This is a genomic window from Kitasatospora sp. NPDC057940, from assembly GCF_042887425.1.
Classification (GTDB): domain Bacteria; phylum Actinomycetota; class Actinomycetes; order Streptomycetales; family Streptomycetaceae; genus Kitasatospora.
In genome coordinates this window covers 24,629-49,794 of record NZ_JBHVPH010000014.1, presented here as the reverse complement: position 1 = coordinate 49,794, position 25,166 = coordinate 24,629, and the positions used below count along the sequence as shown (strand labels likewise).

Below are 25,166 nucleotides of genomic sequence, written 5' to 3'. Positions count from 1 at the left end.
CAGGCCGTCCGCGAAGCCGTCGACGCCATCAACCACGCCCTCGACAACGCCGACCACACCGCCCTGTACGGCCACCGCGCCACCCGGATCCCCCGCAGCCCGCACACACCCCGGCTGACCACCCGCCAGACACAGAAGGCAACACAGCGTCGCCAGAAATCAACCAAGCCGACCCGCCGGGACCACACTGCGACCACCAGATGACGGAACAACAGAAAGGCCGCCCCCACCTCTCGGTGGAAACGACCTCCGACCTGCGTAAACGCTGGTCGGGACGACAGGATTTGAACCTGCGACCCCTTGACCCCCAGTCAAGTGCGCTACCAAGCTGCGCCACGTCCCGTGGTCTCGGTGCCCGGTAGCGGGGCCTGGGGGGCTCTGCTGTGGGCTTCTCGACCTTGTCTCCGGTTGTCCCGGCGACGTGGAAAACAATACAGCACGTGGAGGGGTGCTCGCTGCCGGGTTGGGCGTGGGTGGGTCGGGGGCGGGTCGGGGTGGGTCAGGGGGTGGGGTGGCGGGCGTCGTAGGTGAGGAAGGCGGGGCGGCGGGCGGCGAGGAGGAGGACGGCGGCGACGCAGGCGAGGCCGCCGGTGATCACGGAGGTGGCGGGGTTGGTGAGGGCGGCGACGGCACCGGACTCGAAGTCGCCGAGGCGGGGCCCGCCGGCGACGACGACGATGAAGATGCCCTGGAGGCGGCCGCGCATCTCGTCGGGGGCGGCGACCTGCATCATCGTGTTGCGGAAGATCATGCTGACGGTGTCGGCGCAGCCGGCGACCGCGAGCAGGAGGAGACCGAGCCAGAGGTTGTGGAGGGCGCCGAAGGCGGCGATGGCGAGGCCCCAGGCGGCGACGGCGACGAGGACGGCGGCGCCCTGGCGGTGGATGCGGCCGACCCAGCCGGAGAAGAGGGCGCCGGTGAGGGCGCCGACGGCGGGGGCGGCGACCAGGAGGCCGACGGTGCGGGCGTCGCCGCCGTAGAAGGTGACCGCGATGGCGGGGAAGAGGGCGCGCGGCATGCCGAAGATCATCGCGGCCAGGTCGGCGAGGAAGCTGGTGCGCAGGTTGGGCTGCTCGCGCAGGAAGCGGAGGCCGTCGAGGACGGAGGCGCGGCCCTTGCGGTCGCCGAGCGGGCGCATGGCGGGCAGGCGCCACATCGCGTAGAGGGTGCCGGCGAAGGCGACGGTGTCGACCAGGTAGGCGGCCTGGGTGCCGTAGGCGCCGATGAGGACGCCGCCGAGCATCGGTCCGATGGTGAGGCCGAGGTTCATGCTGACGGTGTTCAGCGCGTTCGCCGCGGGGAGCTGGTGGCTGGGGACCAGCCTGGGGATCATCGCGGAGCGGGCGGGCGAGCTGAGGGCGAAGAAGCCGGCCTGGGCGGCGACGGCGGCGTAGAGGACGGCGACCTGGCCGAGGCCGGCCAGGGCCTGTACGGCGAGGACGGCGGAGACGGCGGCGAGCCCGGCCGAACCGATCAGGCCGAGCTTGCGCCGGTCGACGGTGTCGGCGATCGCGCCGCCGTAGAGGCCGAAGGCGACGAGCGGGAAGAAGGAGAAGAGGCCGACCAGGCCGGTCGCGAAGGCGGAGCCGGTCTCGTCGTAGACCTGGACGGAGACGGCGACGGCCGTCATCTGCTGGCCTATGGAGGAGACCGCCTGCCCGAACCAGACCCGGCGGTAGTCGGGGTGGTCGCGCAGCGGGCTGAGGTCGGCGAAGGCCCGCCGGTACCAGGGGAGGGCCTCGGTTCCGGCCGGCGGGGAGGAGGCGTCGGAGGGTGGCTCCTCCGCCGAAGAGGCGGCAGCGGCCTCGGCGGCATCGGGCGCCGGGGCAGGGGCAGGCGTCGGGGCGGGGTCGGACGCCGGGGCTGGATTGGCAGGATGATTGGTCGACACAACCCTCCATGGTCCGCCCCGGCCTCCCCGCTCCCCGCACCGGGGCCGGGCAGCGGCCCGTCCTACCTGGTCAGGACCTGCTTCTCCCCCGCCTCCACCGCGAAGTCGAGCCGGTTGCCCGGCGGCGGGAACGGGCAGATGAAGTGGTCCGCGAAGGCGCACGGCGGCAGGTAGGCCCGGTTGAGGTCGAGGACGGTGCGGCCGTCCGCGTCCGGTGCGGGGAGGGTGATGAAGCGGAACCGGTAGGTGTCGGTGCCGCTGGTCGCGTCCGCGATGACGCCGGTGAGGCGGTCGCCGGAGCGGGTGACGGTCAGCGTGCGGTGCTCGCCGGCGACGGTGAAGGCGATCTGCCCGGTGACGGCGAGCGGGCGCTCCTTGCCGTCCGCGTTGGGGACGAGCACGGACTGGGCGCCGTCCTCCTCGAACGGGGTGAAGACGGCGGGGACGGCCCACTCCGGCGAGTACGGGTAGGCGGAGATGCCCGCGAAGGCCGTCCGGCGCGGCGCGGCCGGGTCGAAGACCCGCAGGGCGAGCTCGCCCTCGCGCTCGATCGGGACGAGCAGGACGTCGCCGAGGGTGGCGGTGTCGGCGGCCGGATCGGTGTCGGGGCGGAGCAGCGCCTCGCCGTCGACCGGGCCGTCGGCGCCGCCGACGGTGATGCCGTCCGCGGCCACCGCCCGGACCCGGACGCCCTCGGCGTCGGCCCACCAGCGCCCGGGCAGGCCGACGATCTCGGCGGGCTCGGGCTCCAACCAGTGCGTGCCGGTGAGTGCGAGCTGGCCGTGTGGCGCGCTCACCGACGCCGCCCGGCCGTCACTCCAGTGCTTCCAGTCCTCCGCGGCCGTCGCCGTCATCGGTACACCCTCCCACTGCGGTTCTCGGACGGCTCGCTGTTCGGGCCGTCCCACTCGGTCACCCACCACAACGCCGCACGCCCGGACGGATCATTCCCGCCTGCCGGAACCGCCACGGAGCGGCCACAGGACGGCAACACGGCGTCACGACGGCAACACCACGGACACGACGCCCGCCCTGTCAGCTGCCGCCGCCCAGCGGCCGGAACAGCCCCTCCTGCATCACGGACACCACCAGCCGTCCGCTCCGGTCGAAGATCTGCCCGCGCGCGAGGCCGCGCCCGCCGTGGGCGATCGGGGACTCCTGCTGGTACAGCAGCCAGTCGTCCGTACGGAACGGGCGGTGGAACCACATCGCGTGGTCCAGCGAGGCCATGTCGAAGTGCCGGGTGCCCCAGAGCGGCTCGACGGGGGCGCGGACGGCGTCGAGCAGCGTCATGTCGCTGGCGTAGGTGAGGGCACAGACGTGGATCAGCGGGTCGTCCGGCAGCGGGCCGTCCGTCCGCAGCCAGACGCCGCTGCGCGCCTCGACCCCGGCCAGCTCCTCCTTCGTCCAGCGCAGCCGGTCGACGTAGCGGATGTCGAAGGGCTGGCGGCGGCTGATGAACGGGGGGAGTTCGCCGAGCCGGGAGCCGACCTCCTCCAGCGCGCTGGGCAGGTCCTCGGGCGCGGGGACGTCCGGTATGGGGTGCTGGTGCTCGATGCCGCCCTCTTCGGGGCGGTGGAAGTCGGCGGTGAGGGCGAAGATCGGCCGACCGCCCTGGATGGCGAGCACCCGGCGCGTGGTGAAGGAGCGGCCGTCGCGGATCCGGTCGACCTGGTAGACGATCGGCACGCCGGGCACCCCGGGGCGCAGGAAGTAGGCGTGCAGCGAGTGGACCGGGCGGTCGCCGTCCACCGTGCGCCCGGCCGCGACCAGCGCCTGCCCGGCGACCTGGCCGCCGAACGTCCGCTGCAGCGCCTCCTCGGGACTGCGCCCGCGGAAGATGTTCAGTTCGATCTGCTCCAGGTCGAGCAGGTCGACAAGGTCGTCGACGGGGGTACCCATGCGTGCGCTTCCTCTCCAGGCCCACGGCCCCGGCGGAGGTCTTCCGCCCGGCTCCGGCGCCCGTCCTGATCGAATTCTCCAACCCACTCGAATTCTCCGGCGACCGGGGTCATTCCCACTCACCGGGCCGAAGGAGCCGATTCACTCGAACGAGTAAGCGATCGGCGATCGAGCAGTAACGGAGAGGAGCGGTCACCAGGCGGACGAACGCCCGCCCGGGCTCAGGCCTCCCCCGCCGCCAGCCCCGACTGCCGCACGGTGATGTTGAGCCGGCCGACCAGACCCAGCGCCGGATCCGCCGTGCCGGGCAGCGTGCGCACCACACCGTGGTACGCGAACCGGGCCGGGCCGCCGAACACCAGCAGGTCTCCGCTGCGCAGCTCCAGGTCGGTCCACGGGCGGGTCCGGGTCTCGGTGTTCCCGAGCCGGAACACGCAGGCGTCGCCGAGCGAGAGCGAGACCACGGGCGCGTCGGTCCGCTCGTCGCGGTCCTGGTGGAGGCCCATCTTCGCGCCGTGCGGGTAGTGGTTGACGAGCGCGATGTCGGGTTCGTACGACGCGGCACCGGCGATCTGCCGGGCGTCCGTCCCGTAGGCGTCGGCGACGGCCCGGCGGGCGAGGAGGTCGAGTTCGGGCGGGAACGGCTTGACGGGCGTGCCGTCCTCCGCGTCCCTCCGATAACCGTACGGATACCAGTGCCATCCGAGACTGACCATCCGTACGGACATCATCCCGCCGGTGGGCATCCGCACGGCGTGCAGACCGGCCGGTGGGCGGGCCCACTCCCGGCAGGCGGCGACCAGGCGCAGCTGGGCATCGGCGTCCAGCCAGCCGGGGAGGAGGACGGCACCGGGGGCGGGCTCCACGCGCCCGCGCGCGGCAGCGGACCCCGACCGGCCGCCCGGGGCGGCACCGGGCAGGTCACCGAACAGTTCGCCCTGGATCACCCCACCATCCTCCCGCACCGCCACGGCCGAAGCCCGGCCGGCCTCAGGAACCCGGACCGCCCCCGGAGGTCGGACGGCCACCGGAGGTCGGGCTGCCACCGGGGCTCGGGCTGCCACCAGGGGCCGGCGATCCGCCGATCAACCCCAGCTCCCGCGCGCAGTCCGGCCACGCCTCCCAGCCCTGCCGTCGGAGGATCTCCTCGCCGACCGTCGTCTGCTCCCCGCGGCTCGCGTGGTCCGGCCGGTCGGCGAAGCGCAAGCCGCCCGCGAGCTCCCAGGTGGGCGGCCAGATCTGCAGGCCGCCGTAGTAGCCGTTGCCGGTGTCGGCCTGCCAGTCGCCGCCGCTCTCGCACTCGGCGAGGCCGTCCCACACGACGTCCGCGACCCGGACCGCCGCACCGGCCCGCTCCCAGGGGATCGCCGCCGACCCCGCCAGCAGCACCACGGCGACGCCCAGCCGAAGTACGACCCGGCACATACGCTCATCACACGGAGGCGGCACAGCAGCCGACCCTAGGCCGGCCGCCGCATGACCCTCCCCAACGACACTCCGAACGCGCCGAACGGGCCAGAATCACCAGAACGCCAGAAACGCCAGAAGCACCGGAAACGCCAACGGCCGCTCCCCCGCACAGCGGAGAAGCGGCCGTGGTACCAGCACAGCGCCGGGGCCGGGAGGCCCGCTGAACCGACCTCAGGCCGGGGACCTCGGACAGCCGACATCAGGCGGCAGACCCCGGAGAGCCGGTGTCAAACCCTCAGCTGCCCGAACACTCAGCGACTCAGAGGCTCAGCTGCTCAGAGGCTCAACTGATCAGACGCTCAGGGTCTGGCCCGGGAGGATCAGGTCGGGGTTGCCACCGATGACCTTGGCGTTGTTCTTGTACAGGTCGTGCCAGTCCAGGCCCTGCGCGGCGGCGATCGAGCTCAGGGTGTCACCGGACTTGACGGTGTAGCTGTCGCCCTTGGCCGGCTTGGCGTCGTTCGAGCCGTTCCAGCCCTTGGCGCCCTTGGCGGCGTCGTTCTTCGGCGCGGCCTTCGGCGCGACGTCAGCCTTCGGCGCAGCGGCGGCCTTCGGGGCGGCGGCCTTCGGCGCGACATCGGCCTTCGGCGCAGCGGCGGCCTTCGGGGCCTGGGTCTGCGCCGGCTTGGCGGCCGGGGCAGCCGGCTTGGCGGCGGTCGAACCGGCAGCCGAACCGGCCGAGGTGTCGACGGCCGCCGGGGCGCCGCCCTTGGTCAGGCCGGCCTTGACGGAGCACACGGGCCAGGCGCCCGGGCCCTGCGAGGCGAGGACCTTCTCGGCAACGGCGATCTGCTGCGCCTTGGTGGCCTGGTTGGCCTGCGAGGCGTAGGCGGTGCCGCCGAAGGCGGCCCAGGTGCTGGAGGTGAACTGCAGTCCGCCGTAGAAACCGTTGCCGGTGTTGATGGCCCAGTTGCCGCCGCTCTCGCACTGGGCGACGGAGTCCCAGGTGGAGACGGAGGCGGCGGAGGCCGAGGTGGCCGTGACGAGGCCGGCCACCGGCAGGGCCGCGACAGCGGCGCCCGCCACGACGGCCATCCGGACGCGGTTGCGCTTGGTGGCCGTGGAGGTGGTGGCAGCGGCGGTCTCGTGACGGAAGGTCATGGGGTTCCTCTCGAAAGCCCCGGGCGGGCATGCGGAACCAGGCCCTGGAGAGGGCCGCGTTCACTTGCCGCGTCCGTCGGGCGACCGTGCACGTGTCGGACGTGCCGCTTGCCGCCCCGGCCACCCAGCCGCTCACCGGCGACCTGTTCGAGCGATCGCATCGGCGGGCACCTGCCGCATCCGGCGGGAAACCGGAGGGGCGGTGCGTCGGGGGTGAACCCGGGTGGCGCTCGTTGCGCCGCCAATGAAGCTACGAGCCGGTCGGCGGGGAAACCAAAACTCCACCGGTCTGCCCAGCTCAGCCAAGGGTTACCGGCGGTAATGACCACACAATCCCGCCCGAAATGCCCGTTTTAGCCATCGATTCGTAGATCAAACATCACGGCGGCGTGACTCACCTCACCGTTTCATTCCGGCAGGCCTGCCACCGACATCGACACATTGCGACCACGAGAACACGCGGCGCGGTCGGATCAGAGGCAATTCCCGTCAGCCTCGTCGACCACCCGTGACGCCTGACACAAGGGCCCGTTGGTCATGGCGACCTCCCCGTATCCGCCCCCCGACCGCCAACCGCACCCACCAAGAGGAGAACCCGTGCCGCGCATGCTCGACGTCAGCGACGAGGTCCGGTCCGAGATCGGCGACGACGAGGCGGACCGCCTCCTCGGCGGCGACCGCGCACCCGACAGCTACGAATGCACCTCCTGCCGCACCTCCGGCGACACCCACGCGGAGCCCACCAGCACCGTCCTGTTCGTCGGCGAGGAGACCGCCGTACTCGCCTTCGCCCACGCCCGCTGCATCCCGTCCCAGGTGGTGCCGGTGGCCGAGGAGCAGTTGGTCGGCGCCGTCCGCAGCATCAGCCAGGCCCAGACCAGCGCCCCGGCCGGCGCCCCGGCCGCGCCCGCGCACCCGCTGGTGCCCATTCCCGCGCCGACCCCGGCGACCGCCCCCACCGCCCAGCCCAGCGCACCGGGCCAGGCCGCCATCCTCGGCATCACCTGCGGGCTGGTGCTGCACGGCAAGGTCGGGCACGCCTCGCTGGTCGTCGAGCCGACCGGCCCGGTCGGGCGCCCCGGCAGCACCTCGGGCGAGGACGAGTTCCTCGACCTGCTCCAGGACGCCGGCTTCCAGGCCGTCACCGACCTCGACGAGACCCCGGACCAACTGGGCGGCTGGTCGGTCCTGGTGGCGATGGGCAAGCTGCACGCGATCCTGCAGCCCGCCGCCGCCGGCGGCAGCACCGGCTGGTGGCAGGCGCACCAGCCGCTCCAGGTCACCGACGCCTGGCGGATGGCCGCGAGCCAGCTCTCCGAGGTCACCATGTACGCCGTCCCGGCCGGGATGGTGGGCCGTCAGCCGCGCGAGGACCTGCTCCGCCAGGCGCTGGAGCGGGCGGTGGCACTGGGCCAGGTGGTCGCCGCCTCCCTCCCCCTCGCCGGCACCTGAGCCCCTCCGCACCCAGCCCCAGCCCCAGCCCCAGCCCCAGCGGCGCGCGCCCGACCCAGCCGCGCCCCCGCCCCCGCAGCACCCAGCCTCAGCCCCGCCCCAACCCATCGGCACCCAGCCCCAAGCCGCGCCCGACCCGCCGGCCCCCGGGCTCCACGCCCCGGCTCCGCACCCGCCGGAAGGCGGCCTCCCCCTCGGCACAAGCCGCCTTCCGGCCGGGCCCCGGCACCCCGCATCCCCCTGCCCCCTCACTCGTTGGCCCCTGTGTGTACAGCTACGACGTCTCCGCGTCCCCCGGCCGGTCCACCACCGCCCCCCGCTCGATCCCCGGCATGCGCCCGTCGTACGACGCGGAGCACCCGCACTCGACGACGCCGATCTACGACGAGCTGTACTCCGAGTACCGACGGCTGTTCCGCGCGCTCCCGGGCGACCGCTCGGGCGAGGAGGACCTGAAGTTCACCGGCTTCGCGGTCCGCGACGGCTACCCGGTGCTCGGCGAACCGCGCCCGTACCCGCCCCAGCACCAGGCCTTCCACAGCTACGGGGGCCAGGCGCCCGGCCTGCCGCAGTACATGCCGAACCAGCAGCACGGCCACTCCTCAGGGCACACCGCCAACCACACCACCAACCACGGCGCCACCGGCCACACCCACCACAACGCCGTCGGCCACACCCACCACGGCGTGATGGGACACACCGGCCACAACGCCCCTCAGCCTCAGCCCCACCCCCACGCCGAGCCCGCCGCCCCGACCAGCGACGGCTTCGGCCAGGCCACCTCAGCGGCCACCACCCCTCAGCACACCCCGCCCCCGCCGCCCCAGTTCACCAACGGCCAGGGCTGGGTGGCCGCCGGCTACCTCGGCCCGCTCCCGCACACGATGCCCGCGCCGCCCCCGGCCCCCGCCCCGGCCATGGGCACCGCCACCGGCGTCGCCACCGCCGCGCCCACCGGCGGCCGCCACCGCCAGATGCTCTCCCTCCCCCCGGGCCGCAACGGCGACCACCACTGAACCGCCCGCCGCGCACCACCCGCAGGGCGCCCGCACGCCCCCGTACACGCGCCTCCGTACACACGACGAGGGCCCCGCCACCACCGTGACGGGGCCCTCGCCCACACCTGCTGCCGGCACCCACCGACTACTGCCGGTGGATCACGACGTCCTACTTCCGCTTGCGCTTCTCCCGGACCCGCACCGAGATCGAGATCGGCGTCCCGACGAAACCGAACTCCTCACGCAGCCGGCGCTCGATGAAGCGCCGGTAGCCGGCCTCCAGGAAGCCCGAGGCGAACAGCACGAACCGCGGCGGACGGATGCCCGCCTGGGTGCCGAACAGGACGCGCGGCTGCTTGCCACCGCGGATCGGGTGCGGGTGGGCGGCCACCAGCTCGCCGAGGAAGGCGTTCAGCCGCGCGGTCGGGATGCGGGTCTCCCAGCCCTCCAGCGCGGTCTCGATCGCCGGGACGAGCTTCTCCATGTGCCGGCCGGTCTTGGCCGAGACGTTGACCCGGGGGGCCCACTGCACCTGGACGAGGTCGCGCTCGATCTCGCGCTCCAGGTAGAAGCGGCGCTCCTCGTCCATCTGGTCCCACTTGTTGTAGGCGATGACGACGGCGCGCCCGGCCTCGACGGCCATCGAGATGATCCGGGTGTCCTGCTCGGCGAGGGTCTCGCTGGCGTCGACCAGGACGACCGCGACCTCGGCCTTCTCCAGCGCGGAGGAGGTGCGCAGCGAGGCGTAGAAGTCGGCGCCGGCGGTCAGGTGGACGCGACGGCGGATGCCGGCGGTGTCGACGAACTTCCAGGTCTTGCCGGCGAGTTCGATCATCTCGTCGACCGGGTCACGGGTGGTGCCGGCCAGCTCGTTGACGACCACCCGCTCCTCGCCGGCGACCTTGTTCAGCAGGCTGGACTTGCCGACGTTCGGGCGGCCGATCAGCGCGATGCGGCGCGGGCCGCCGGGGGCGGCGTCGCCGAAGGTCTGCGGCGGGGCCTCGGGCAGCGCGTCCATGACGGCGTCGAGCAGGTCGCCCGAGCCTCGGCCGTGCAGCGCGGAGACGGGGAACGGCTCGCCCAGGCCCAGCGACCACAGGTAGGCGGCCTCGGCCTCGGTGGACGGGCCGTCGACCTTGTTGGCGCACAGCACGGTCGGCTTGCCGGCCCGGCGGATGAGCTTGATCAGGGCTTCGTCGGTGTCGGTGGCGCCGACGGTGGCGTCGACCACGAACAGCACCGCGTCGGCCTGCTCGATGCCGAGCTCGGCCTGCGCGGCCACCATCGCGTCGATGCCGAGGACGTCGATCTCCCAGCCGCCGGTGTCGACGACCTTGAAGCGGCGGCCGTTCCAGCTGGCCTCGTAGGTGACCCGGTCGCGGGTGACGCCCGGCTTGTCCTCGACGACGGCCTCACGGCGGCCGATGATGCGGTTCACCAGGGTCGACTTGCCGACGTTCGGGCGGCCGACGACGGCCAGCACCGGCAGCGGTACGTGCTCGGCGCCGTCGAAGCCGTCCACGCCGTCGACGTCGAAGCCTTCCTCGGCGGCGATGGCCATGAACTCGGCGTAGTCGGCGGCGTCCAGTTCACCGTGGCCGGTGTCGGAGTGCTCTGCGGTCATGTTCGTCTGTTCCGTTTCCCGGCGCGGCCCTTCCCAGGGGCGCGCCGTGCGTACCTGCCCCGCTCGGGGCAGCGCGATGGTTTTCTCCGCGGCACCTCGGCGGCACCGCAGCTCATTCGGCCGTTCCGGCCGTTCCGGCCGTTGTGGCCGTCCGGACCGGTCCGTCCTTCAGACCGGTCAGTCCTTTCAGACCGACGACATCCCGGCCCGCTCCTCCACCAGCGCGGCGATCCGGTCGATCACCTGCTCCAGGGTGAGCTCGCTGGTGTCCACCAGGACGGCGTCCGCGGCCTGGGCCAGCGGGGCCGTCTTCCGGGAGGAGTCGGCGGCGTCGCGGCGGGCGAGGTCGGCGGCCATCGTGGTGATGGTCGCCTCGTCGACGCCCTTGGCGCGCAGCTCGGCCGCCCGGCGCTCGGCCCTGGCCCGCTCGGAGGCGGTCAGGAACACCTTGACGGTGGCGTTCGGGAACACCACCGTCCCCATGTCCCGGCCCTCGGCGACGATGCCGCGCTCGGCGACCTCGGCGCAGCCGCGCTGCAGCTCCACCAGCCGGGAGCGCACCGCCGGCACCGCGGAGACGGCGCTGACCTGCGCCGTCACCTCGGGGCCGCGGATCGGTCCGGAGACGTCCCGGCCGTCCACCGTGATGGTGGGACCGTCCGCGTCCGTGCCCGACACGATCACCGGCTTGCCGCACGCGACGGCCACCGCCTCCGGGTCGGCCACGTCGACGTCGTTGGCCAGCATCCACCAGGTCATCGCCCGGTACATGGCGCCGGTGTCCAGGAAGCTCAGGCCCAGCCGGGCCGCCACCGCCCGTGAGACGGTCGACTTGCCCGAACCGGAGGGTCCGTCGATCGCGACGACGACCGGGGCGTGCGCTCGGTCGGCAGTGTCCACGGGGCCGAACCTCTCTCTGGGCGTGAAAGCCGGGGCCTGGGGAGGCAGACGGCAGGGGGTTGTCTCCCTCAAGGTTAATGGACCGCCGCCCTACCGACTCCGCCACCCGATCAGCCCAGCACCAGCCCCCTGCCGATCCCCCTCGGCTCCGGTGACGGCTCCGGTATCAACCCTGGTCGAGGCCCTGGTCGAGGCCCTGGCCGGAGCCCTGGCCGGAGCCCTGGTCGAGGCCCTGGTCGGGGCCCAGGATCCGCAGGACGGCGTTGCCCAGCCGGGGCCGCAGGTACTCCCCGTCCCACGCGATGCCGAGTATGCCGGCGGTGAAGGCCATCGGGATCTCGCGCCCGAGGTGGTCCCAGACGAACGGCACCTTGGAGACGTGCGAGGGGAAGTCGTTCACCGCGAAGGAGTCCCGGTGGTACGGGTTGGCGTCCGCCTCCCGCCAGCCGAAGGACTGGCGCAGCCGGGGCCCGTCGGGGGTCTGGGTGTGCGCGAGGAAGGCGGTGAGCCAGCCGGTCACCCGCGGGCCGCCGGACATCGACCGCCACTTGAAGAGCGAGCGCCAGAACTCGTCGTCGACCGCCCCGCCCGCCGCGGTCGCCGCGATCTCGTCGAGCACCGGGCGCAACTCGGCGAACCACGGCGCCAGCCAGTCGAAGCGCTCCGCCAGCCCGGCGACCCGCGCCGCCAGCAGCGCCCAGTCCTCGGCCGTGCCCTCCAGCCGGATCCGCGGGATGCCGCAGCGGGTCTCCCAGCGGAAGGCGTAGTAGGGGCTGACCACGTCCATCAACGCCACCAGCGCGGAGGAGGCGTCGTCGGGCGTGGTCGTCGAGAACGCCGGCCGGAACAGTTCCACCAGCTCGGCCCCGACCGCCGCCGCCAGCGGCTCCCGCACCAGCCGGATCGACCGCGACCAGTCCGGGCCGGGCGTCGCCAGGGCGTCATCGCGGACCACGATCACTTCCCGGCGCCCCTCGGCACCGCCGAACAGCGCCCGGTACCTCGGCGCGTACATCCGCGCGTGCACGGCCACCTCGTGCACCACCGCGTACCAGAGCACGTCCGGCGACAGGCTGAGCGGCAGGTGCTCCGCGAAGGCGGCGTGGACCGCCCGCACCAGCAGGCTGCAGGTCGGCTCCGGCTCGGCGGACTCCGGGTCCGGCGGCGTCGGCCGGGGCAGTTCGACCAGCGCTTCGACGCTGCGGTGGTGGATCCGGAAGTCCCCGCCCACCACCGCCCGCAGGAACCGTTCGTTCCCCAGGTCCACCGGCCGGCCGTAGGACCCGTGCCGGGTCTCGCCCAGCGGCAACTCGATGATCATCCCTGCTCCCCCTCAACCGAACCGCTCGACCGAACCGCCCAACCGAAGTCCCGGAAGCCGACCGGCTCCGGAAGCCGCCCCCGGCCCGATCAGTCCCGGACGCTCCACCCGCTCGCCCGCAGCGCCACCGTGAGCGGCTTGACCGCCCCGGGCGCCACCGACAGCTGGACGAAGCCCACCTGCTGGCCGGTCGAGTGCTCGATGACGACGTCCTCGATGTTGACCCCGGCCGCGCCGACCTCGCCGAACAGCCGGCCCAGCTCGCCGGGCTGGTCACCGAGCACCACGGCCACCGTCTCGTACCGGGTGGGCGGCGCGCCGTGCTTGCCGGGGATGCGGGCCTGGCCGGTGTTGCCGCGCCGCATGACCGCCTCGATCCCGGCCGCGCCCGCCCGGCGCTCGCCCTCCTCGGAGGCGTCCAGGGCGCGCAGGGCGCTGACGGTCTCCCCGAGGTCGGAGGCGACCTCCTCCAGGATGTCGGCGACCGCGCCGGCGTTGGCGGAGAGGATGTCGACCCACATGCCGGGGTTGGAGGCGGCGATCCTGGTGACGTCCCGGACACCCTGCCCGGAGAGCCTTATGGCGGTCTCGTCGGCGTGCTCCAGCCGGGCGGCGACCAGCGAGGACACCAGCTGCGGGGCGTGCGAGACCAGGGCGACGGCCCGGTCGTGGGCGGCCGCGTCCATCACGATCGGCATCGCACCGCAGAGCGCGACCAGTTCCAGGGCGGCGTTGAGCGTCTCGGTGTCGGTGTCGTCGGTGGGGGTGAGCACCCAGGGGCGGCCCTCGAACAGGTCGGCGCGGGCGGCCAGCGGGCCGGAGCGCTCGCGGCCGGCCATCGGGTGGCTGCCGATGTAGTGGACGGTGTCGCAGCCGAGCGCGGCGACCTCGACGCGCGGGCCGTCCTTGACGCTGGCGACGTCGGTGTACCAGCGGGCCAGGTTGCGGCGCTGGCAGTCGGCGAGCACCTTGCCGACCAGGGCGGGCGGTACGGCGATGATCGCCAGGTCGACCGGGCCGTCGGCCGGCTCGGTGGTGCCGGCGCCGAGCGAGGCGGCGGTCCGGGCGGCGTCCGGGTCGGCGTCCTCCAGATGGACGGTCAGCCCGCGGTCGGCCAGGGCGAGCGCGGCGGAGGTGCCGATCAGTCCGGTACCGACGACGACGGCAGTGCGCATGGCGGGTCGCGCTCCTTCTCGAATTCTCGGGCTTCGCGTTCCGGGCTGCCCGGCCTCGCCGGTTCTCGGTCCGGTCGGCGCCCCGGCACGGGTCGGGAGCACCCGCGCCCCATCCTCTCGCATCCGCCCCACCCACGCCCCCACCGCCCACCCGCTGGGCAACCGCGGCGGCCCCGCCCCCGTCCCACACCATGTGGACGCACGCCGGGCACGGCGGGCACCACAGGACCGCGAACGCGCCAGGCCACCAGGCCACCAGGCCACCAGGCCCGCCAACGGGCACACACGCCGCACCCCGCGAAATCCGGCGACGCCCGCACCGAAGCGGGGCAGACTGGCCGCCCGGGCACGGCGCGGGCGACACGCGGAACACGGCACGCGAACGAAGGGGTTGCGCATGGACGATCAGCACAGCGGCGACGATCAGCAGAACGGCGAGGCCCGACACGTCGGCGAGGCCGGGCCCCCGGAACCCCCCGCCGTCCCCGCCCACCCGTCCGTCCTGGACTCCGTCGTGGTCTACGCCGAGGGCGCGGTGTGCCGCCGCCGGGCCAGCGTCCCGCTCCCGGCCGACGGCCGGCTCCGGCTGACCGGTCTGCCCTCCTCCCTGGACGGCCGCTCGCTGCGCGCCCGGGTGCTCGACGGCCCGAGCGGGACGGCGGTCACCGAGGCCCGACTGGAGCTGCTCGCCGAGTTCCACGAGCCGACCGAACTCCCCCGGCTACGCCGCGAGTTGGACGATGCCATGGAGCGCCAGGGCGTACTCACCGAGCGCCGCCGACTGGTCCTGACCGCGATCGCCGAGACCTCCGCCCTGCGCGCCGTACCGCCGCAGCGGCGACCCGAGGAGCCGCTGCGGCGGACGCCCGCCGACGCCTGGCTGGAGCTGGCCGACTTCGTCGACGAGCGCCTGACCCGGCTCCAGCAGCGCGCCGAGGAGCTCACCAAGGAAGTCGAACTGGCGGACCACGAGCGCGAGTTGGCCGCCGACCGGCTGGACCGCGCGTCCACCGCCGGCCCCGCCCACCCGGTCGGGACCGCCGCCACCGTCCTGCTCACCCTCACCACCGCGCCGGCCTCCGCACTCACCGCACGGCCCGCCCCGGAACCCGCCGGGGAGCCCGTCGCCCCAGCCCCCGAGCAGCCCTCCGCCCGGCTCGACATCGAGCTGGAGTACGGCGTCCCCGCCGCCCGCTGGGTGCCCGCCTACCGCCTCTCCTACCGCCACGGCGCCGACACCGGCCGACTCGTCCTGCGCGCCTCCGTCGCCCAGCAGACCGGCGAGGACTGGACCGGCGTCCGGCTCGCCCTCTCCACCGCCGACCTCGACCGCCGCACCGACCTGCCCCGGCTCCGCTCGCTGCGGATCGGCCGCAGCGAGCCCGCCCCGCCGCCGTCCGGCTGGCGCGAGCCCCCGGCCGGCCTGGCCGACCTCTTCACCGGCTACGACGACGCCGGAGCCGGAGCCCACCCGGCCCCGCGCCGCAAGGCCCCGCTCGCCGTCTCGGCCCCCGGCCCGTACGGATCCGCCGCCCGGCTCAACCGCCTCGGCGGCGCCCGGCCCGCCGGTGCGCGGCCCGCCGACGCCGACCTGGTGGCCGACGCCGCCCGGCTGGCCGCCCCCGCCGGGCGCGGCGGCACCCTGGACATCGACGAGCCCGTCCCGTCGCCCCCGCCCGCCCCGAGCGGCTTCGCCGGATACGGCGGTGCGCCCGCCGCCGCCCCGATGCCCCAAGCCCCCCTGCCGCAAGCCTCGATGTACCAGGCCGCGCCGCCCCAGGCCTCGATGCCCCAGACTCCCGCGCCGCCGCCCGCCCCCGTGGCACCGGGCGGCCCGCCCCCGCCGGACCTGTACCCGCTCGCCCGCCGCTCCCGCCGAAGCGGCGGCGGCACCGAGGCCCCCGGCACCGGCTTCGCCCCGGACGCCTCCCTGCTCGACTACCCCGGCCTCGTCCTGGCCGGCCCCGACGCACCCACCGCCCACCGCGGCACCCTGCGCCCCCAGGCCGAACAAGCCGACCGCGCCGCCCGGGCCGACCACTACGGACCGTCGGCGGTGCCCCCGGGCGACACCGGCGGCGAGCGGGTCCGCCAGCTGGCACTCCCCCGGCACGCCGTCCCGCCCCGCGAGTCGGCGGGCTCCTTCGACCACCGCTTCGACTCCGCCGCCCCCGCCGACATCCCGTCCGACGGCACCTGGCACACCGTCACGATCGACGAGATCCCGGTGTCCGTCCGCCCGGAGTACGTCACCGTCCCCGCCGTCGAGGAGAAGGTGTACGCCACCCTGGTGCTCGCCAACCGGACCGACCGCGCCGTGCTGGCCGGCCCGGTCGAGGTCACCGTCGACGACGAGTTCCTGCTCACCGCCGCCCTGCCCACCCTCGCCCCGGGCGGTCTGCGGAGCCTGGGCATCGGGGTCACCGAGAGCATCGAGGTGGCGCGCCGCACCGAGCTGCACGAGTCCACCGCGGGCATGCTGAGCAGCAGCACCGTGCTCGACCACCGGGTGCACGTCCAGCTCGCGAACCGGCTCGGCCGCACCGTCACCGTGGAGGTCCGCGAGCGCGTGCCGGTCACCTCCGACGCCGAGATCCGGATCGAGGAGCGGGCCGACTGGCAGGCCCCGGCGGTCTCCACGCCGGACTGCCCGCCCAGCACCCGGCTCTGGCGGGTCGAGCTGCCGCCCGGCGGCCGCACCGAGCTGGACGGCGGCTACCAGATCAAGATCCCGGCCGGAAAGGCCATCGTCGGTGGAAACCGGAGGAACTGAACGATGACCGGAACGACCATCCCCCTCCCCGTCACCGCCGTCACCTGCCTGGAGGACCGCAGCCAGGTCGAACGCACCACCACCGTCGACCTCGCCGCGGGCGTCCAGCGGCTGCGCCTGGGCCCGCTCACCGCGCTCGCCGTCGACCGCACCCTGCGCGCCGAGACCACCGCCCCCGGCACCCGCGTGCTGGACGCCCGGATCGTCCGCGACTGGATCCCGCGCGCGCCGCTGCCGCCCGGCCCGGAGGACTCCCGGCTGCGCCACCGGCTGCACGAGCTGGAGACGGCGAGCCGCCTCGCCGACCAGACCCGCGCCCGGCTGGAGGCCCGGCTGGCACTGCTCGCCCAGCTCTCCGCCGACCTGCTGCGCGAGATCGGCGAGGGCGCCGGGATCGGCGAGCTCGAACGCACCCGCTGGGCCCGCGAACTGGACCGGGTGGACGCCGAACGCGAGCGCCACGGCGAGGAGCTGCGGACGACCCACTCCCGGCTGCGCCGCCTGGACCAGGAGCGCTCGCAGGCCCTGATCGCCCTCGACCAGGCCGAGGAGGAGCCGGCCGAACTGGTCGCCCACCTGGAGCTCACCGTCGAGGCGGCGCAGCCCGGCCCGAGCGGGCTGGCCGTCACCCACCTGGTGCCGTGCGCCCTCTGGCGCCCCTCGTACCGGGCCACCCTGGACGGCGGGAGCCTGCGGCTGGAGTCGGAGGCGGTGGTCTGGCAGCGCACCGGCGAGGACTGGACCGGCGTCCGGCTCACCTTCTCCACCGCCCGCTCGGCCCTCGCCACCGACCCGCCCGCCGTCGCCGAGGACGTCCTGATGCTGCGCGAGCGCACCGCGGAGGAGCGCCGCACGGTCGAGGTGGAGCTGCGCGAGGAGGCGATCAGCGCACTCGGCCCGGCCGCCGGGGTCCCGGGGGTGGACGACGGCGGGGAGGTCCGGGTGCTGCCCGCGCCCGCCCCGGCCACCGTGCCCTCCGACGGCCGGGCGCACCGGGTGCCGCTCGGCGCCTTCACCGGGCAGGCGAGCAGCGAGTACGCGTGCGCGCCGGAGCTGTCCCCGCTGGTGACCCAGGTGGTCCGGTTCCGCAACGCGGCCGGGCACCCGCTGCTGGCGGGTCCGGTCGAACTGGTCCGCGGCAGCGGCTTCACCGGCCGGGGCGAGCTGGGCTTCACCGCCGCCGGGGCCGACGCCGAGCTGGCGTTCGGCAGTTCGGACGGCTACCGGGTGGTCCGCGAGGCCGAGGAACGCCAGGCCACCGCCGGGCTCACCGGCCGCCAGACGACCACCCGGACGGTGCGGCTGCACCTCTCCCGCTTCTCCGGCCCGGAGGAGCGGGACGAGCAGGTCGTCGCGGTCCGCGAGCGGGTGCCGGTCTCCGAGGTGTCGGCGGTGGAGGTGCGGCTGCGCAAGGAGGAGTGCTCCCCGTCGCCGGACGACTTCGACGCCGAGGGCATCCTCCGCTGGGACGTCCCGCTCGGGCCCGGCGCCCGTCGGACGGTCACGCTGGTCTACGAGGTCTCCGCCACCGCCAAGGTCGCCGGGCTCTGAGCAGCCCGGCCTCCGCCGCCGTCCGGACACCGGTCCGCTCGTGACGACCGCTCAGGACCAAACCGGGTAGAACAGGAACATGATCCTCCACCTCGCACCCCTGGACGACTGGCTGTCCGACCCCGGTCGGCCGTACACCACCGCGTCGCTGCTCACCGACGGGTTCATCCACTGCTCGGCGGACGAACAGACGGCACTCGCGGTGGCCAACGCCTTCTTCGCCGACACTCCCGACCCGCTGATGGCACTGCTGATCGAGGAGTCACAGGTGGAACCGATGGTCAAGTGGGAGGCCCCGCACGGCGCACCGCCGCCCGGGGCCACCCCCGGCCTGCTGTTCCCGCACGTCTACGGACGGCTCAACCGCTCCGCCGTCAAGGGCCTGCTGAAGCTCGAACGCGGCCCGGACGGCCGCTGGGCCACCCTCACCCCCTGGAGCTGACGCCCGCCCCCGACGGCCGCCCTGCCCGCTGCACAGCCGGCTCCTGTCACAACCAGCCCCGCTCCCGGGCCGCCATACCGGCCTGGAAGCGGGTGGTGGCGCCCAGCGAGCGCATCAGGCTCTGCAGCCGGCGCTGGGTGGTGCGGGCGCTCCAGCCGAGCGACCGGGCGATCGACTCGTCGGTGAGGCCGGCCGCCAGCAGGCCCAGCAGCTTGCGGTGGTCGGCCTCCGGCTCCAGCGTCGCGTCCGCGGTGCCGATCGCGGCCTGCAACTGGACGGCGCGCTCCCACTCCGCCTCGAACAGCGTGTCCAGCGCCTGGAGCAGCGCGGAGGGGTGGATGACGTACGCGGCGTCGAGGACGCTGTCGCCCACGCTGATCGGGATGATCGCCATCCGGTCGTCCGAAATGATCATCTTCATCGGCAGCGACGGCCGGACCCGGGCCTCCTCGCCGTCCGCGACCCCGGCCAGGATGTTCCGCTCCAGCCGGCCCGGCCAGGCCACCGCGTCCCGGTCGTAGACGGTCCGCAGCCGCAGGCCCTCCCGCAACCGCCGCCGCTGCAACGGGATCGGGGTCACCGGATCCTGGATGTACGGCGGGCGGTCGAAGCCGCGGACCTGGTACTGGCTGGTCTCGGTGATGTGCTCCAGCCGCTGCGCGATCGCCTCGCCACCGGTCAGCACCTCCACCGAGTGCGCCGGATCGGTGTACCGCGAGGCCTCCCGGAAGGCGTCCATCAGGCGGTGCATCTCGGCCCGGGCGTGCCGCAGTTCGGACTCGCGGTGGCCGATCAGGGTGCCGATCGCGACGTCGGGGGCGACCGGCAGGTAGCGCTGCCGGTCCACCGGCGCCCGGGTCGCCATGCCCTGCTGCGCCAGGCGGTCCAGGGCGCGCACGCTCTGCTGGAGCGTCAGGCCGCAGCCCTCGGCCAGTTCCTCCGCGGTGGACTGCGGATTGGCCACCAGCGCCGCGTAGACCTGTCCGTCCGGCTCGGCCAGTCCCAGTGCGCTGAGTGGTGCATCCGACACGACGCCGTCTCCCCCGTTCGCCCCCCACCGGCGCCGGCCCTGGCGCAGTCCCGCCACTGGGCGGGTGGTGGTCCGGTGGCAATCCTCTGCCACGGATCATGGCGCTGACAAGGCCGTGACCAGGGGTTGCGGCCCGCCTCGCACCCCGACCGCCCCCACCGAACGACCGAGGGCCTCCCCGCCTTTCGATGGGGAGGCCCTCAACAGAAGCCCGAATATACCGACCGGTCTACCGACTTCGGCGGAAATATATCGACCGGTCTACATAACCCAACCGGAATATACCGACCGGTCTATAGAAATATACCGACCGGTCTACAGACCGACCTCGCGCATCAGCTGACCGACCTCGGGGTTGGTCAGACGGCGCAGCCAGCCCGACTTCTGGTCGCCCAGCGCGATCGGACCGAAGTGCGTGCGCACCAGCTTCTCGACCGGGAAGCCGGCCTCGGCCAGCATCCGGCGGACGATGTGCTTGCGACCCTCGTGCAGGGTCACCTCGACCAGGTAGTTCTTGCCGACGTTGGAGATCACCTTGAAGCTGTCGGCGCGCGCGAAGCCGTCCTCCAGCTCGATGCCCTGCGCCAGCTGCTTGCCCAGGTCACGCGGGATCGGGCCCTGGATCGCGGCCAGGTAGGTCTTGGTCACGCCGTACCGGGGGTGGGTGAGACGGTGGGCCAGCTCGCCGTGGTTGGTGAGCAGGATGATGCCCTCGGTCTCGGTGTCCAGACGGCCGACGTGGAACAGCCGGGTCTCCCGGTTGGTCACGTAGTCGCCGAGGCACTGGCGCCCGTCCGGGTCCTCCATGGTGGAGACCACGCCGGCCGGCTTGTTGAGCGCGAAGAACAGGTACGACTGGGTGGCGACGGTCAGGCCGTCCACCTTGATCTCGTCGTTCTGCGGGTCGACCCGCTTGCCCTGCTCGGTCACGAGCTTGCCGTTGACCTCGACCCGGCCCTGCTCGATCAGCTCCTCGCAGGCGCGGCGGCTGCCGATGCCCGCCCGGGCCAGCACCTTCTGCAGGCGCTCGCCCTCGGGCTCGCCGAAGGTCTTGGGCAGCTTGACGGCCGGCTTGTCGTGCCGGGCGAGGACGGCGTCCTCGATCTTGGCCTGCAGCTCGCGCGAGCGCTGCGGCTGGCGGCGCGGGTCGCCCGGGGCGCCCTGGCCCTCACGGCGCGGGCGCGGGGCCGGGCTGGGGCGCCGACCGGAGTAGCCGCCGCGGGCCGGGGTGGCGTTGGGGCCGCCGCCGTACTCGGGGCGGTCGTAGCGCCGCTCCTCGGGCCGCAGCGGGCGGTCCGGGTACCGGTTGTCGTCGCGCCGGTCGTCCCGGCGGCTGTCCCGCCCGTACGAGCCGGAGCCGCCGCGCGAACCGGCGCCGCTGCCGCCGCCGTACGAGCCACCGCGCGAGCCCGAACCGGACCCGCCACCGTACGAACCCCCGCGCGAGCCGGAGCCCGAGCCGGATCCACCGCCGTACGAGCCGCCGCGCGAACCGGCGCCGCTGCCGCCGCCGTACGAGCCACCGCGCGAGCCCGAACCGGACCCACCGCCGTACGAACCCCCGCGCGAGCCGGAGCCGCCCGAGCCGCTGCGGCCGCTGCCGCTGCCGCCGTAGGAGCCGCCGCCCCGGCCCCCGCCCTGTCCGCTGCGACCGCTGCCGCCGCCGCTGCCGTTCCTGCCGTTGCCACTGCTACGCATCAAAGTGTCCGTACGTCGTTACCGTCTGGGATGTGCGGTCGTTTCGGCCGACCTCACCGCCCCCTGCCGATCAGGCGCAGCCCGACCGGCCTCGCCACTGCCGTCCGCGGCCTCCACGGCAGCGGCGGCGACCGCCTCCGCGATCATCGTGCCCTCCAGGGACTCCGCTTCCACGTCGTCGACCTCGGGCAGGAAGGGAGCGAGCTCCGGCAGCTCGTCCAGGCCGCGGAGCCCCATCCGTTCCAGGAAGTAGTTCGTCGTCCGATACAGGATCGCACCTGTTTCGGGCTCGGATCCGGCCTCTTCCACCAGTCCTCGCTGTACCAGGGTACGCATCACGCCGTCACAGTTCACACCGCGGACGGCGGAAACCCTCGATCTGGACACCGGCTGCCGGTAGGCGACGACCGCCAGGGTCTCCAATGCGGCCTGTGTGAGCCGGGCCTGCTGGCCGTCCAGCAGGAAGCGGTCGACGGCCGGAGCGCAGGTGTCCCGGCTGTAGAACCGCCACCCGCCGGCGACCAGCCGCAGGTCGAATCCGCGGCCGTGGGCGGTGTATTCGGCGGCCAGTTCGCGCAGCGCCGCGGCCACCCGCGCCCGGGGCCGCTCCAGCACGCCGGCCAGCCGTTCCTCCCCGGCAGGCTCGTCGACGACCATCAGGATCGCCTCCAGCTCGGCCTTCAACCCGGCTCCGGCCGCTTCCTCGCCCCCGGCCGGATCAGCGACGCCGACCACATCGGTGACGCCGGAAGTCGACGGGGCCGACTTCTGGTGCACGACCCGGGCCTCGCCCTCCGCCGACACACCCACGGCCGCCACCACCGGCCCCGCCGCCGGCCCGGCCGACACCGCCGACACCGCCGACCCGGCCGCCACCGAATCCATCACGGGCCCCGCCACCGGCTCCGGCAGCAGCTCGAAGGCCGGCTCCAGCCACTCCCCGGCCCGCGGCCGCCCCGGCAGCCCGAGCGGGCGCCGCACCGGCCGCCCGCCGACCCCGCTCCCACTCCCACTCCCGCTCCCACTCGGGCTCCCGCTCCCACCACTCATCGACTCTCCTCCCGTTCCCGCTCACCCACTGGCCGGTCGAACTCGTCCGTCACCTCGACCGCGCCCCGGTCCGCCTCCGCCACCCAGCGCACCAGCAGTTCGCCCAGCGCCTCCGGCTGCTCGAAGGCCAGCACCCGCTCCCGGTACAGCTCCAGCAGCGCCAGGAAGCGGGCGACGACCACCAGCTCGTCCGGCGCGTCCGCGACCAGCCGCTGGAACGACGCCTCGCCGAGCTCGGTGAGCAGCCCGACCACCAGCCCGGCCTGCTCGCGCACGCTGACCGGCGGGCTGTGGATGTGGTCGACGTACACGACGGGCTTCGGCTTGGGTTCCATGGCCCTGGCCGCCAGCTGCGCGAGCCGCTCCGGGCCGACGGTGATGACCACCTCGGGCAGCAGCCCGGCGTGCCGGGGCTCCAGCCCGACGGTGCGCGGGCGTCGGGCCAGCTCGGCGGCCCAGCGCTCGCCGAAGAGGGCCGCCGCCCGCTTGTACGCCCGGTACTGCAGCAACCGGGCGAACAGCAGGTCACGGGCCTCCAGCAGCGCCAGGTCCTCCTCGTCCTCGACGTCGGCGACGGGCAGCAGCCGGGCGGCCTTGAGGTCGAGCAGGGTCGCGGCGACGACCAGGAACTCGGTCGCCGCGTCCAGGTCCCAGTCCGGGCCCATCGCCCGGATGTGTGCCATGAACTCGTCGGTGACGGTGGCCAGCGCCACTTCGGTGACGTCGAGCTTGTGCTTGGCGATCAGGCCGAGCAGCAGGTCGAAGGGTCCTTCGAAGTTGTCCAGCCGCACCCGGAAGCCGCCCCGCGGCTGTTCCTCGGTCGCGTTCACGGCGGTGGTGGGTGGTTCGGCGGTGCTCGGCATGACGGTCCATCTTCACCCGGCCCGGCCGCCCGCCCCGCCCCCGGGGCCGTCGACACGCCGTCGACACCGCGCTACGCCGTCGACACCGCACTGCGCCGGCACGCCGCACCAGGGATGCCCCTCCGGGACCGTCGCACCGGAGGCACCGCACCAGCGGCACCAGAGGCACCACCGACGTCCAGGAAGGGGCCTAGCGGCCGCGCAACCGCCGGACCAGGATGGAGGCCTCGCCGCGCTGCTCCAGGTCCGCCAGGACGACCGCGATGGCCTCCCGGACGATCCGCCCGCGGTCCACGGCCAGGCCGTGCTCACCGCGCAGCACCAGCCGGGCGTGCTCCAGGTCCATGAGCTCCTCGGCGGACACGTACACGGTGATCTTCTCGTCGTGCCGCTCGCGCCCGCTGGGGCGGCGCGGCGCGCGGCCGCGCGGCCGGGCTCGCCCGGTGCCGCCGGCCTGCTCCTCGGCGGCGCCGGGGTGCTGGCGGCCGGCCGGCACGGTGCCCTGGGGCCCGGCGGACGAGGCGGAGCGCTGGGCGGGCGGCTGGGTGCCCGCCGGTGCGCCGGCGGCCGGCTGCTGGTCCTGGGACGGCTGCCGCCCGGCCTCGCCGCTGCGCTGGGTGTCCTGAGCGTCCTCGGCGCCTTCGGCGCCGTCCGTGCCGTGGACGGTCCGCGCGGTCTCCGCTCTGGCTGCCTCGGCGGCCGGACGCGGCGCGAGGGACGGCGACAGCGCCATCCCGCCGGTGGTCCGGAACAGCTCGTCGGCCCCCGGGAGACTCACTCGGCGGGGCGGCACCGGTCGAGCACCTCCCTGGCGAGCTGGCGGTAGGCGGCGGCACCGACCGAGTTGGTCGCGTACGTGGTGATGGGCTCGCCGGCGACGGTGGTCTCCGGGAAGCGCACGGTCCGCCCGATGACGGTGTGGAAGACGTGCTCGCCGAACGCCTCGACGACCCGCGCCAGCACCTCGCGGCTGTGCACGGTGCGCGAGTCGTACATGGTCGCGAGAATGCCGTCCAGGCGCAGCTCGGGGTTGAGCCGCTCGCACACCTTCTCGATGGTCTCGGTCAGCAGCGCGACGCCGCGCAGCGCGAAGAACTCGCACTCCAGCGGGACGATGACGCTGTGAGCGGCGGTCAGCGCATTGACCGTCAGCAGGCCCAGCGAGGGCTGGCAGTCGATGATGACGTAGTCGTAGTCGGGCAGCAGCGGCTTCAGCGCGCGGGCCAGCGCGGACTCCCGGGCCACCTCGCTGACCAGCTGCACCTCGGCGGCGGAGAGGTCGATGTTGGACGGCAGCAGGTCCATGCCCGGCACGGCCGTCTTGAGCAGCACTTCATCGGCCGTCAGGCCCCGCTCCATGAGCAGGTTGTAGACGGTGACGTCGAGCTCCATCGGGTTGACGCCGAGGCCGACCGAGAGCGCGCCCTGCGGGTCGAAGTCGACGAGCAGCACCCGGCGGCCGTACTCGGCCAGCGCGGCGCCCAGGTTGATGGTCGACGTGGTCTTGCCGACGCCGCCCTTCTGGTTGCACATGGCGATGATCTGCGCGGGGCCGTGCTCGGCGACCGGGGCGGGGATCGGGAAGTACGGCAGCGGGCGGCCGGTCGGACCAACCCGCTCGCGGCGCTGGCGCGCGGCGTCGGGGGCCAGCGTGGCGGCGTACTCCGGGTCCGGCTCGTACTCGGCGTCCGGGTCGTCGTAGGCGCCGTAGGCGAACTCGCCGTAGGCCAGGCCGTAGGCCGCCAAGTCGGCGTCGTGATCGGTCACCGTGGTCACCTGCGCTGTGTTCTGGCGTGCTTCGAAGGTACGGAGTGCGACCGAGCCGACCTCGGCCGAGCCCACGGAGGGCTGCCGGGCCCCGGGCTCCTCACTCGGCTGGCCGGCGGTGCGCTCCGCCAGTCCTGGCTGACCACCCCCGGGAGCAA

General features: G+C 74.3%; 22 protein-coding genes and 1 tRNA gene. 6 read left to right on the top strand and 17 right to left on the bottom strand.

Annotated elements, in window-relative coordinates:
* The coding region (locus ACFVTF_RS21790; RefSeq protein ID WP_387815663.1) for a hypothetical protein at nt 1-204 on the top strand (204 nt) is incomplete at its 5' end.
* Nucleotides 205-266: 62 nt separating this feature from the next.
* Here the strand turns inward: ACFVTF_RS21790 and ACFVTF_RS21785 are convergent.
* The 7 genes from ACFVTF_RS21785 to ACFVTF_RS21755 all read right to left on the bottom strand — a co-directional run bounded on the left by ACFVTF_RS21785 (nt 267) and on the right by ACFVTF_RS21755 (nt 6,364).
* A tRNA-Pro gene (locus tag ACFVTF_RS21785) sits at nt 267-343 on the bottom strand.
* 156 nt (nt 344-499) lie between these two features.
* A complete protein-coding gene (locus ACFVTF_RS21780; RefSeq protein ID WP_387815661.1) occupies nt 500-1,891 on the bottom strand; it encodes an MFS transporter in 1,392 nt (463 codons plus the stop codon).
* A gap of 62 nt (nt 1,892-1,953) precedes the next feature.
* Nucleotides 1,954-2,745, bottom strand: a complete 792-nt coding sequence (locus ACFVTF_RS21775; RefSeq protein WP_371519623.1) for a DUF1684 domain-containing protein — start codon at nt 2,743-2,745, stop codon at nt 1,954-1,956.
* 181 nt (nt 2,746-2,926) lie between these two features.
* Nucleotides 2,927-3,793 carry an acyl-CoA thioesterase gene (locus ACFVTF_RS21770; RefSeq protein WP_387815659.1) on the bottom strand — a complete coding sequence of 289 codons (867 nt, stop codon included), beginning with the start codon at nt 3,791-3,793 and terminating at the stop codon, nt 2,927-2,929.
* Nucleotides 3,794-4,014: 221 nt separating this feature from the next.
* Nucleotides 4,015-4,659 (bottom strand): alpha-ketoglutarate-dependent dioxygenase AlkB, encoded by a 645-nt coding sequence (locus ACFVTF_RS21765; RefSeq protein ID WP_371522883.1) that lies wholly within the window; start codon nt 4,657-4,659, stop codon nt 4,015-4,017.
* Between the two features lie 124 nt (nt 4,660-4,783).
* Complete coding sequence (locus tag ACFVTF_RS21760; RefSeq protein ID WP_387815657.1) at nt 4,784-5,218, bottom strand: transglycosylase family protein; 435 nt, start codon at nt 5,216-5,218, stop codon at nt 4,784-4,786.
* 336 nt (nt 5,219-5,554) lie between these two features.
* Nucleotides 5,555-6,364 carry a transglycosylase family protein gene (locus ACFVTF_RS21755; protein WP_387815655.1) on the bottom strand — a complete coding sequence of 270 codons (810 nt, stop codon included), beginning with the start codon at nt 6,362-6,364 and terminating at the stop codon, nt 5,555-5,557.
* A gap of 597 nt (nt 6,365-6,961) precedes the next feature.
* Here ACFVTF_RS21755 and ACFVTF_RS21750 point away from each other — a divergent pair.
* Both ACFVTF_RS21750 and ACFVTF_RS21745 read left to right on the top strand, forming a co-directional pair.
* Entirely contained in the window at nt 6,962-7,816 is an 855-nt protein-coding gene (locus tag ACFVTF_RS21750) for a hypothetical protein (RefSeq protein WP_371519611.1), read from the top strand.
* Between the two features lie 266 nt (nt 7,817-8,082).
* Complete coding sequence (locus ACFVTF_RS21745) at nt 8,083-8,832, top strand: hypothetical protein (RefSeq protein ID WP_387815653.1); 750 nt, start codon at nt 8,083-8,085, stop codon at nt 8,830-8,832.
* A gap of 151 nt (nt 8,833-8,983) precedes the next feature.
* On the opposite strand, the gene der is transcribed toward ACFVTF_RS21745, so the two are convergent.
* The 4 genes from der to ACFVTF_RS21725 all read right to left on the bottom strand — a co-directional run bounded on the left by der (nt 8,984) and on the right by ACFVTF_RS21725 (nt 13,834).
* Nucleotides 8,984-10,438, bottom strand: a complete 1,455-nt coding sequence (gene der / locus ACFVTF_RS21740) for a ribosome biogenesis GTPase Der (RefSeq protein WP_387815651.1) — start codon at nt 10,436-10,438, stop codon at nt 8,984-8,986.
* 186 nt (nt 10,439-10,624) lie between these two features.
* The gene (gene cmk / locus ACFVTF_RS21735; RefSeq protein WP_387815649.1) at nt 10,625-11,338 is read right to left on the bottom strand and encodes a (d)CMP kinase; all 714 of its coding nucleotides are present in this window, start codon (nt 11,336-11,338) and stop codon (nt 10,625-10,627) included.
* A 166-nt stretch (nt 11,339-11,504) separates the two neighbouring features.
* On the bottom strand, nt 11,505-12,659 hold the full coding sequence (locus tag ACFVTF_RS21730) for a DUF4419 domain-containing protein (RefSeq protein WP_387815647.1): 1,155 nt from the start codon (nt 12,657-12,659) through the stop codon (nt 11,505-11,507).
* An 89-nt stretch (nt 12,660-12,748) separates the two neighbouring features.
* Nucleotides 12,749-13,834 carry a prephenate dehydrogenase gene (locus ACFVTF_RS21725; RefSeq protein WP_371519598.1) on the bottom strand — a complete coding sequence of 362 codons (1,086 nt, stop codon included), beginning with the start codon at nt 13,832-13,834 and terminating at the stop codon, nt 12,749-12,751.
* Between the two features lie 397 nt (nt 13,835-14,231).
* On the opposite strand from ACFVTF_RS21725, the gene ACFVTF_RS21720 reads away from it, so the two are divergent.
* The 3 genes from ACFVTF_RS21720 to ACFVTF_RS21710 all read left to right on the top strand — a co-directional run bounded on the left by ACFVTF_RS21720 (nt 14,232) and on the right by ACFVTF_RS21710 (nt 18,600).
* A complete protein-coding gene (locus ACFVTF_RS21720) occupies nt 14,232-16,607 on the top strand; it encodes a DUF4139 domain-containing protein (protein ID WP_387815645.1) in 2,376 nt (791 codons plus the stop codon).
* Between the two features lie 3 nt (nt 16,608-16,610).
* Entirely contained in the window at nt 16,611-18,158 is a 1,548-nt protein-coding gene (locus ACFVTF_RS21715) for a mucoidy inhibitor MuiA family protein (protein WP_387815643.1), read from the top strand.
* 79 nt (nt 18,159-18,237) lie between these two features.
* Nucleotides 18,238-18,600: a DUF952 domain-containing protein gene (locus tag ACFVTF_RS21710; RefSeq protein ID WP_387815641.1), complete on the top strand. Its 363-nt coding sequence runs from the start codon at nt 18,238-18,240 to the stop codon at nt 18,598-18,600.
* Nucleotides 18,601-18,646: 46 nt separating this feature from the next.
* On the opposite strand, the gene ACFVTF_RS21705 is transcribed toward ACFVTF_RS21710, so the two are convergent.
* The 6 genes from ACFVTF_RS21705 to ACFVTF_RS21680 all read right to left on the bottom strand — a co-directional run bounded on the left by ACFVTF_RS21705 (nt 18,647) and on the right by ACFVTF_RS21680 (nt 25,083).
* The gene (locus ACFVTF_RS21705) at nt 18,647-19,630 is read right to left on the bottom strand and encodes a helix-turn-helix domain-containing protein (RefSeq protein WP_387815639.1); all 984 of its coding nucleotides are present in this window, start codon (nt 19,628-19,630) and stop codon (nt 18,647-18,649) included.
* 315 nt (nt 19,631-19,945) lie between these two features.
* Entirely contained in the window at nt 19,946-21,328 is a 1,383-nt protein-coding gene (locus ACFVTF_RS21700) for a pseudouridine synthase (RefSeq protein ID WP_387815637.1), read from the bottom strand.
* An 18-nt stretch (nt 21,329-21,346) separates the two neighbouring features.
* Nucleotides 21,347-21,985, bottom strand: coding sequence for an SMC-Scp complex subunit ScpB (locus ACFVTF_RS21695; protein ID WP_387815806.1), 639 nt, complete (start codon nt 21,983-21,985; stop codon nt 21,347-21,349).
* Nucleotides 21,986-22,374: 389 nt separating this feature from the next.
* Nucleotides 22,375-23,241 (bottom strand): segregation and condensation protein A, encoded by an 867-nt coding sequence (locus ACFVTF_RS21690; RefSeq protein ID WP_387815635.1) that lies wholly within the window; start codon nt 23,239-23,241, stop codon nt 22,375-22,377.
* 190 nt (nt 23,242-23,431) lie between these two features.
* Nucleotides 23,432-24,019 carry a hypothetical protein gene (locus ACFVTF_RS21685; RefSeq protein ID WP_371519580.1) on the bottom strand — a complete coding sequence of 196 codons (588 nt, stop codon included), beginning with the start codon at nt 24,017-24,019 and terminating at the stop codon, nt 23,432-23,434.
* On the bottom strand, nt 24,016-25,083 hold the full coding sequence (locus tag ACFVTF_RS21680) for a ParA family protein (protein ID WP_030245868.1): 1,068 nt from the start codon (nt 25,081-25,083) through the stop codon (nt 24,016-24,018). Before ACFVTF_RS21680 ends, ACFVTF_RS21685 begins: the two co-directional genes overlap by 4 nt.
* Nucleotides 25,084-25,166 lie beyond the last annotated feature (83 nt).